Genomic DNA, 8,444 nt, shown 5'->3' with positions numbered 1-8,444 from the left:
GGGAACTGAATTAGTAGCGGCATGCACCCACCTAGCTGACTTAGTGGGTTTATTCCATGCTTTGAATATAGAGCCATAAGCTCTGTGTTTTGTTTAGTCTTGTCTTCTTTATACTTTTCTTTAATTGCATCCATCTCAGGCTTAAGCTTCTCAGTCTTAAGCGCCATCTTTTTCATGGATATCATTGATTTAACTGTTAGTGGGAAGAAAAGAACCCTGATAATAATGGTAATTACGATGATTGATATACCATAGTTATGGAAGTAGGTATTTAACCATTCTAAGAATTGAAGCATTGGTCTGGCTAAAAAACCAAACCAGCCGTAATTTATTGCCCTGTCTAGTTCAGATCCGACTTGTTTTAGTAAACTTGGCTCCAGCGGACCCATGAAGACTTCCCAAGTTTTTAAATTAGTTTTGCCGCTCTGAATTGTGCTTGGCGGATAGGCAAACCTTGCCAAGACCTGTCCTTCACTTTGTCCGGGAGTGATTTCGATTTGGGTTTCAGCTCCAGTTTCTGGAAGAAAGAGTGATGTGAAATACTTTTCGGAAAAGCCAAACCAGTTTATGACTCCCTTAAAACTTTCAGATTTATCTGGGCTGCTATTAACTCTTTCAACTTCATCCGCTACTAAGGCTATAAAGGTATTTGTGTCTACTCCGCTTGTCATTCCCCCACCCTGAACTGGGCCGAGCCACCTAATGACGACTCTCTCCTGTAGCGGACTACCGGTTGAATTTGTAATCTCAAAATTCTGCTTAACTATATAAGTAGTTGAATCTAATGTTATTACATTTCTTATGGTTATTCCTTGAGGTGAGTTCCAGACAAAGCTAAGTTCTTTGGTTCCTTCTGTGAGAGAAATATTGGTTTCTCCACTATACTGATATGGAATAAACTGAGGTATTTGTCGGTCTTTTACAAAAAATGTGGTGTTAAAGCCAGGGTGAGCCTGATTAAAAAGATTGACCAGCTCGCTGCCCTCTCCGTTTTGAGTGGCTTTGTAGTCCTTAAGCTCCCAGGATACGATTCTGGCTCCAGCGGTATCAATTACCCCTCTATATAGGGGAGTGTCTATTGTAACTAAGGTGCCTTTAGGAGCAGAAGAACTCTCTTGTAAGGATTCAATCGGCTCATCAAAGTTTGCGAACTGATCCGAACTTCCGGAGGGCTCTGTAGGAAAAGACTCTGTTCCGCCTTGAGTTGTTTGAGTTTGTTTAGTAGCTTCTTTTGGTTTTTCGCCAAAGAAATAGGCCTGCCCTATCATTATAGCAAAGGCTAAAACCAAAAAGATAATCCAATTTAATCTGTTATCCATCCCTCATCCTTTACTTAACTGGATCATGTCCTCCCTCACAAAGCGGGTGGCATTTTCCAATTCTCTTAAGAGTAAGATAGGAGCCTTTAAAAAATCCATACTTCCTATAGGCTTCAAGTGCATACTCTGAACAGCTAGGATAAAACCTGCAAGAAGGGGGCAGGATAGGAGAAATAATATATTTATATGCTTTGATTAATAAAGTTACAACATAAACCGGATAACTTGTCTTCATGACAACTGTGACCTTATTATTTCCTCAAACTCTTTCTTTACATTTGAGTAGTTAAGCGTATCTGACTTCTTTTTAGCCAGAAAAACAACATCGTAGGAATCAAAAAGGGATTTATTATTCCTGAAAACCTCTCTAACCACCCTTTTTATTCTATTTCTCTTAACTGCTGAGCGTACATTCTTCTTGCCTACAACAAATCCAGCCCTGCAATATCCAAGTGAGTTCTTTACGTATAGAATGTCGAAATGCCTAGATCTAATTCTTTTGCTAGATCCGAAAATCTCTTCATAATCTGAAGTTTTTCGTATTTTCAACTCTTTTGGAAACTTATGATTTAAAAGAAAGCTCATTTCTTCCAGCGCTGAACTGTTAAACTTTGTCTACCCTTCGCCTTTCGCCTTTTTAGAGTCCTTCTACCACCAGTCGTGCTATTGCGCTCACGAAACCCGTGTGTTCTTAGTCTCTTTTTAACGTGAGGTTGATATGTTCTCTTCATTTTCTCTACGACCTAATTTTTTCTATGAACTTATTTATTAACTTTTACTCAATAAACCCATACTTTTTTGAGAACCTAAAAACTAACACGAAACTATATCATGGTCAAGAATTAGATATTGTTAACTAGATATTGCCCAAATTCGGCATTTAGAGTCTTTTCGCAACTGCGAAGAAACCTACTTGACAACCATATCTTCATGCTTATAGTATTTAACTCGAAAAGCGGTAGTAAATTTAAGATCTTTATGTAATACTTAGATTGATCTTGATCAGGGGACAAGAGCCACTATTCAAGTTCCGCTTTAGAAACATAGATAAGGCCGCATTTATAAGATATAAGAATTAATCTTTAGTAATATCTAATTTGGTTAAAGGGTCTGGGAGTAATTTGGATGTTTAAAGCTTTATATAATAATATTAAGTTCTCTTTTTTTGGAATAATTAAGATTTCAATATTCGTAGTATTTTTTGGGCTTGCAGGTTTTCTTGTTCTAAAAACCGATAATGTCTCTGGATTAAATACAGCAAGCATCAAAGGATTTTTAAATGGATCTGACAATATCACTTTATTAAACAGCAATTTTTCTAGTAGTAGTGAGTGGTCTCAAGATTTGGAAAACCTATCCATAGAGGATATAACGCCGCAAGAGGCTGAAATCTTCTTATTTATATTAAAATTGTCAGATAGCATTAATCCAACAGACGCCCGTAAACTGGCAAAACTTATTGTAGAAGAATGTAGTAAGAATGATCTAGATCCTTACTTAATCCTAGCAGTAATTCAGATTGAGAGTGATTTTACTCCAAAAGCAGTCTCTTCTAGAGGTGCGATAGGACTTATGCAGGTTATGCCAAAGACCGGTGAATATGTAGCAAAAGACTTGGGTATTTCCTATAAAGGCCACAAATCTTTATATGATCCATTTGTAAACGTTAAGCTAGGCATACACTATATCTCTTATCTTGAAGAAAGGTTTGATAGCACTGAAAGCGCTCTTGCCGCGTATAACTATGGGCCAACCAAATTTGCCAACAGTAAAACATTGGCAAATACCACTCCTAAGTATGTTAAGAAGGTACTTAAGTTCAAGAATTTCCTAGAGGAAGAGAGTATCTTGCTTGCAAAGAGAAGTTAAAACTTGCCTTACGATCTAAACACCCTACATCAAGTAGTTCTAGCCCTAGCATAGTTGTAACCATTCTATAATTTGCTTATAGATAATTGTACTTTGTTATCTAAAGGAATTCTGTTAGCATAGAGTTAATAGGATAAATCAAGATGGCTCTAGGAGGATAAAATCATGAGCAAATACTTAATGGAGTTGATAGGTACGTTTTTTCTCGTTCTGACTATAGGTATGGTAGTTATTGAACCGGGTGCTGGAATTTTTGCGCCGGTGGCTATTGGATCAGTACTAATGGTAATGATCTATGCTGGAGGGCATATCTCTGGCGGGCATTACAACCCTGCAGTTACTCTCGCCGTTTGGATGAGAGGCCGCTGCCCGGGAAGTGACGTGCCAGCATATATGGTTTCTCAGGTTGCCGGAGGTATTATTGCAGCCTTTGCTGTATTTCTAATTAAAGGTGACGTTCCTGTTGAAGTAGGCGTTATAAGCCCCATTCCTTCACTTCTTGCCGAATTTCTTTTTACATTCGCACTTTGTTTTGTGGTTCTAAATGTGGCCACATCTAAGAATACAGAAGGAAATTCTTTTTATGGGTTAGCAATCGGGTTTACGGTACTAGTCGGCGCATATGCAGTTGGAAGCATATCTGGCGGTGCATTTAACCCAGCAGTTGCTGTTGGTATTATTACAATGGGCCTTATTGATATCTCAAGTATTTGGATATTTCTAATTGCCAACTTCTTAGGCGGAATAGTTGCCGCCGTAGCATTCAATGCTATGAATCCTGACGATAAGTAACAAAAACTAAAGAATAAACCACAGGGCGGTCCTAGATCAAAACTATATGGGACCGCCCGCAATCCCCCAAAATCTCAAATCCTAATAATTTGTCGTTGACACTAGCTCACCCTTCGTGAGATAATTTTAAAAGGAAACTAAGCTAATGAAGAACGAAAACAAATTTACTGCTGCTGCAGTTCAAATGTCGCCCGTCTTTCTTAATAAGGACGAGACCATAGGAAAAGTAATTAGCCTTATTGAAGAGGCAGCTTCAAACGGAGCAAACCTAATCGTATTTCCTGAGGCCACTATTCCCTGCTATCCCTACTGGCCAAAAGACCTAGGATCTGTAGAAGGCAGAAAAATGGTTTTAGACGCTTTTACGGATCTTCACAAGAATTCAATTGAAATCCCTTCAAAAGATACTGATAAATTAGCCAAGGCAGCAAAGAATGCCGGCGCATATGTTGTAATAGGTGTCAACGAGAAAGATGGAGGGACTCTATACAACACGATTTTATATCTTGGCAAAAATGGGAAAGTTCTGGGTAAACACAGAAAACTTATGTCCATTGATAGTGAAAAATGCATTTGGGGCATGGGTGGAGCAGAGGATCTTTTGGTTTTAGATACAGGTCTTGGCAAGCTAGGGGGATTTTTCTGCTATGAGCACCACTTAACACTGGCACGCTATGCCATGTTTACAAAAGGTGAGCAAATACACGCGGGCCTATGGGCAGGTCACGGTTTTGTAAAGCCTACGATGGACTTCGCCAGCAAACAGTATGCCTTTGAGGGACAGGTATTTGTCATAGTTTCCTCTGGGTATATAAATGAAGATATGATTCCAGATAGTTTTGCGCTAAAGGAAAATACTCTTTGGGACTATCCCGGAGGAAGCGGGATAATTAGCCCTAGGGGCGAATACATTGCTGGACCAGTCTACGGGAAAGAAGATATTGTTTATGCAGATATTGATACCGACATGATACTTCGCGCAAAAGCTGTTATTGATGGAGCTGGGCATTTCTCAAGACCAGATATTTTTGAGTTCAACATTAAAGATAGTGATTCCAATGTTGACGGAGTTAAAGAGATTGCCGAAAGACAAGCTGAGATTGAAGAAAAACTTCAGAAACTACTAGATAAAATATCCGAGCAACAATAATTACTTTGCTGATTTTGTTAAATCATTCTTTAGATTCCAAAGCTCCTCTGATAAGGAGACGTGATAGATGTGAGGGTTAACAATTCTTTTTATTCCCGAATCCAGACGCTCCATATCGGCTTTTCGTTGAGCTCTTATTTCTTCTATAGTAGGGAATTTATATACAAGTTGGCCCTTATCAAGAACTGTCTCTAAAAGAGGCTCGGCTTCTTGCATTTCATTTTTTTTCAACACTCTGTACTTATTATGATCAGAGGAATGTCTTAGCACTATCTCGTCCATTTTTGAAGGATCTGTCTCTGCTGCAGTTAATAGGTCGGCGGTGGCCATATTTCTTGTATCATATATGCGCCAGACCGATTTACTGCCCGGGTTATGAGTTTTCTCTGGTGAATCAGAGAGCTTCATCGAAGGAGTCCATTCGCCGCCTTTAGAGAGTGCAACCATTTTGTATACGCCATCTAACGCTGGAGCGCCGTTTGAGGTTATCAAATTAGTGCCGACACCGTAAACTAGCCGCTTTATCAAAGAAGATGGGTCAACCCCGAATTTTGAAGCCTCTTGTTCTATCTGAGTAATAATCTGCCAGACCACAAGTTCATCAATTGAATTTGAAAGAACAATCTTTGTGTTTGGGAATCCTGCTTTGTCCAGCATAGCTGCAGACCTAATGCTTAAGTATGCCAAGTCGCCGGAGTCAAGCCTTATTCCGGCCGGTTCATGGCCGCCTCGCCTTAATTCCTCAAAAACCTTAATTGCATTAGGAATTCCGCTTTCTAGAGTATTAATAGTATCAACTAACAAAAGACAGTCATCGGGATACAGCTCAGCATAGGCTCTAAAAGCCCCTATCTCACCCTCTCCCATAGCTATAAATACCTGAACCATGCTATGGCCATGTGTTCCTTTGGGTTGATAACCAAGAGCGTGAGATATACCAACGTTCGAGGAAAAATCCGCTCCGCCAATAAGAGCTGCTCTCACACCGGCATTTACCCCTTTATCCTGTCCTCGTCTTAGGCCAAATTCCAAAAGAGGCTGTCCTCTAGCAGTGTCCTTTATTCTTGCAGCTTTAGTAGCAATGAGAGTTTGATAGTTAAGTTTGTTAAGCAGCCCTGACTCGAGTATTTGTGTCATTGCAAGAGGGCCCTGGACAACGGTTATGGGCACATTGGGATGAACTACCCTACCTTCTGGTATTGCTCTAAGAGTTACATTGTTGTAGTTTCCGTTTTCTCTGAGCCATATTAGAAAATCATCTCTAAATAAAGGTTCACCTGTACTACTTTTTTGATCCTTAAGATAAGAAATCTCCTGATCGCCAAATTCTGATTCCAGCATCCAGCGCACTGCCCACTCCAGCCCTGCATTAATACAGTAACCTGCCTGATGAGAGCCGTAGTCCGGGTAATTTCTAAAGAAATGATCAAACTGAGCTGATTTTTCATGAAGCCCTAGGGAAAAAAACAGCTGGGCCATAGTGAGCTGATATTGGTCGGTAAAAAGTATCCCTTCTGAGACTTTAAACCCTTTTTGGTTCATAACTGTTTAGTTTATCTAAACATTATAGGAGTAGAAATAGTTTTGTAAGAACAAAATCGCCTATGATAATTAAAAGTAGAGCCACAACAACAGTTTCTGTTGTAGCACGTCCAACTCCCTGCGTTCCGCCGCCTGCCCTCATTCCTACATAGCACCCGGTTATAGCCACAATAATTCCAAAAAAGAATGTCTTAGCAATACCGCTTATAACATCTTCCTTTGTTACCCATTCAAGCATTGTAGAGATAAATAGCTGAGGCTTAACATCAAGATCAATATTGGACATAATCATAGCGCCCAAAATACCAGTGAAATCAGCAATAGCAGCTAAGATTGGAAATGATATAATAGCAGCAAGCAGCCTTGGAGCTACCAATTTCTTCATAGGATCAGCGCCCATAGTTCTGATAGCATCTATTTGCTCTGTCACCTTCATAGAGCCAATCTCTGCTGTTATTCCGGCGCCAACTCTACCTCCAACAAGTAGTGAGGCCACTACCGGTCCCAACTCTCTTACAAATGAGAGCGAAACCAAAGGCCCTACTAAACCCTTTGCTCCAAAGTTTACAAATCCCCACGCTAGCTGTACTACCATAACCATACCTATTGCCATAGAAGCAGCTATAACAATTGGTATTGATTTAAATCCAATTTCATCAATCTGCTCTAGTACTAGTCGAAAATTGTAGGGACGGGTAACAGTCGCGTATACCGCTTTGTATAAAAATTCGAGAATTTCGCCAAAAGTGGCGATGAGATTAATTACATAAGATCCGACTCTTTCGAAATAGTTACTTAGCATATCTACAAGGCCTTAAACTGTGATAAAAAATTATCAAAATCACCTATTCCTTTATCAAAATCCTGTGGTGAAGAGGCGTAAGTAAAATCAAATATACAAAAGTCTTTTCTAAAAACTACGGTTGCAATCTTAATCGGGACTTCATTTAAGCTCCCGGTATATATAGTTCTAAGTGCCGGCTGTCCGCTAACTGCAATTTCCGTTCGTTCAATTGCTTCTTTATCTTTTATTCCTATTAGTAGTGATTCTGAAAGCGCCTTAAGACTATAATTTTTCTTTTTTTCATTACAGGTTGAGTTTATGGTCATTGTGGCATCAAAACCAGTGTTCTTATAAGCCAGGTCGCCGCCTTCAACATTGTGCCTTGTCCAGCCAGAAGGCAATGTGCCAATTTGATACGATGTGTCTTCACTCCTAAATATTTGACCTTCAAGATCCCCCTGATCTTCATCACCCGCTGAGGCATAATAACCAACGAACTTTGTAACGCCGCACGAGCTCAGCATGATAACCATGAATAATACGGTGAGGGATGTTAGAAATTTTCTCATATAATGTTTGCAACTTACCAGATTTAAAGACCCTAGGTTTAATTAAATTCGGCCGATGGGTTCTCAATAATACTTGAATCTCTTAAAAAAACCAAGCATCTTAAAGCCTAGATAACTATACGTTATTAAGGATGGTAAAAGTTTGACTAAAGTTGTGATATATACAAGTACTTATTGTGGTTATTGCAGGGCCGCAAAAGGTCTTCTCAATAATAAGGGAGTTGAATTTGTTGAGATCGATCTTACAAGTGATCATGAACTCAGAATGGAGCTCGTTGAAAAGCACAAATGGAGAACTGTGCCTATCATTACAATCAATGACAAGCTTATTGGCGGCTACGATGAGCTTGCAGCGCTTGAAAGAGAAGGCGAGCTGGACAAACTGCTTGTGATAGAAATAGATGAATAGATTAACTGCC

Annotated in this window: 11 protein-coding genes; 4 read left to right on the top strand and 7 right to left on the bottom strand. The window is 39.6% G+C overall.

The window, feature by feature from the left end:
- The 4 genes from yidC to rpmH form a co-directional block, all read right to left on the bottom strand.
- Window positions 1-1,319: membrane protein insertase YidC (gene yidC, locus AAF462_07500; GenBank protein ID MEM7008962.1), on the bottom strand; the 1,319-nt coding region annotated here is incomplete at its 3' end.
- Between the two features lie 10 nt (window positions 1,320-1,329).
- A complete protein-coding gene (gene yidD / locus AAF462_07495; protein ID MEM7008961.1) occupies window positions 1,330-1,554 on the bottom strand; it encodes a membrane protein insertion efficiency factor YidD in 225 nt (74 codons plus the stop codon).
- Window positions 1,551-1,904: a ribonuclease P protein component gene (gene rnpA / locus AAF462_07490; protein ID MEM7008960.1), complete on the bottom strand. Its 354-nt coding sequence runs from the start codon at window positions 1,902-1,904 to the stop codon at window positions 1,551-1,553. Before rnpA ends, yidD begins: the two co-directional genes overlap by 4 nt.
- Window positions 1,901-2,050 carry a 50S ribosomal protein L34 gene (rpmH, locus tag AAF462_07485; GenBank protein MEM7008959.1) on the bottom strand — a complete coding sequence of 50 codons (150 nt, stop codon included), beginning with the start codon at window positions 2,048-2,050 and terminating at the stop codon, window positions 1,901-1,903. Before rpmH ends, rnpA begins: the two co-directional genes overlap by 4 nt.
- 394 nt (window positions 2,051-2,444) lie before the next feature.
- Between rpmH and AAF462_07480 the strand changes: the two genes are divergently transcribed.
- The 3 genes from AAF462_07480 to AAF462_07470 all read left to right on the top strand — a co-directional run bounded on the left by AAF462_07480 (window position 2,445) and on the right by AAF462_07470 (window position 5,130).
- Window positions 2,445-3,188 (top strand): lytic transglycosylase domain-containing protein, encoded by a 744-nt coding sequence (locus AAF462_07480; protein ID MEM7008958.1) that lies wholly within the window; start codon window positions 2,445-2,447, stop codon window positions 3,186-3,188.
- Window positions 3,189-3,353: 165 nt separating this feature from the next.
- Entirely contained in the window at window positions 3,354-3,980 is a 627-nt protein-coding gene (locus AAF462_07475; GenBank protein MEM7008957.1) for an MIP/aquaporin family protein, read from the top strand.
- Between the two features lie 145 nt (window positions 3,981-4,125).
- Entirely contained in the window at window positions 4,126-5,130 is a 1,005-nt protein-coding gene (locus tag AAF462_07470; GenBank protein ID MEM7008956.1) for a carbon-nitrogen hydrolase family protein, read from the top strand.
- Here the strand turns inward: AAF462_07470 and AAF462_07465 are convergent, their stop codons facing one another.
- From AAF462_07465 to AAF462_07455, 3 genes are read right to left on the bottom strand one after another with little or no spacing between them, the layout of a single operon-like run.
- The gene (locus AAF462_07465) at window positions 5,131-6,672 is read right to left on the bottom strand and encodes a nicotinate phosphoribosyltransferase (GenBank protein ID MEM7008955.1); all 1,542 of its coding nucleotides are present in this window, start codon (window positions 6,670-6,672) and stop codon (window positions 5,131-5,133) included.
- Between the two features lie 22 nt (window positions 6,673-6,694).
- The gene (locus AAF462_07460; protein MEM7008954.1) at window positions 6,695-7,474 is read right to left on the bottom strand and encodes an ABC transporter permease; all 780 of its coding nucleotides are present in this window, start codon (window positions 7,472-7,474) and stop codon (window positions 6,695-6,697) included.
- 2 nt (window positions 7,475-7,476) lie between these two features.
- Window positions 7,477-8,025 (bottom strand): hypothetical protein, encoded by a 549-nt coding sequence (locus tag AAF462_07455; GenBank protein MEM7008953.1) that lies wholly within the window; start codon window positions 8,023-8,025, stop codon window positions 7,477-7,479.
- A 142-nt stretch (window positions 8,026-8,167) separates the two neighbouring features.
- Here AAF462_07455 and grxC point away from each other — a divergent pair, with 142 nt between their 5' ends.
- A complete protein-coding gene (gene grxC / locus AAF462_07450) occupies window positions 8,168-8,434 on the top strand; it encodes a glutaredoxin 3 (protein ID MEM7008952.1) in 267 nt (88 codons plus the stop codon).
- Window positions 8,435-8,444 lie beyond the last annotated feature (10 nt).

The sequence above is a fragment of the Thermodesulfobacteriota bacterium genome (assembly GCA_039028315.1).
In the GTDB taxonomy this organism is placed as follows: domain Bacteria; phylum Desulfobacterota_D; class UBA1144; order Nemesobacterales; family UBA2774; genus CR02bin9.
The sequence above is the reverse complement of the archived record's forward strand: the minus strand, read 5'-3'. Positions and strand labels throughout refer to the sequence as shown.

What these genes read in the sequence shown, in the direction of transcription:
- yidD (MEM7008961.1), bottom strand. Translation starts at nt 1,554, where the DNA reads ATGAAGACAAGTTATCCGGTTTATGTTGTAACTTTATTAATCAAAGCA.
- rnpA (MEM7008960.1), bottom strand. Translation starts at nt 1,904, where the DNA reads ATGAGCTTTCTTTTAAATCATAAGTTTCCAAAAGAGTTGAAAATACGA.
- rpmH (MEM7008959.1), bottom strand. Translation starts at nt 2,050, where the DNA reads ATGAAGAGAACATATCAACCTCACGTTAAAAAGAGACTAAGAACACAC.
- AAF462_07480 (MEM7008958.1), top strand. Translation starts at nt 2,445, where the DNA reads ATGTTTAAAGCTTTATATAATAATATTAAGTTCTCTTTTTTTGGAATA.
- AAF462_07475 (MEM7008957.1), top strand. Translation starts at nt 3,354, where the DNA reads ATGAGCAAATACTTAATGGAGTTGATAGGTACGTTTTTTCTCGTTCTG.
- AAF462_07470 (MEM7008956.1), top strand. Translation starts at nt 4,126, where the DNA reads ATGAAGAACGAAAACAAATTTACTGCTGCTGCAGTTCAAATGTCGCCC.
- AAF462_07465 (MEM7008955.1), bottom strand. Translation starts at nt 6,672, where the DNA reads ATGAACCAAAAAGGGTTTAAAGTCTCAGAAGGGATACTTTTTACCGAC.
- AAF462_07460 (MEM7008954.1), bottom strand. Translation starts at nt 7,474, where the DNA reads ATGCTAAGTAACTATTTCGAAAGAGTCGGATCTTATGTAATTAATCTC.
- AAF462_07455 (MEM7008953.1), bottom strand. Translation starts at nt 8,025, where the DNA reads ATGAGAAAATTTCTAACATCCCTCACCGTATTATTCATGGTTATCATG.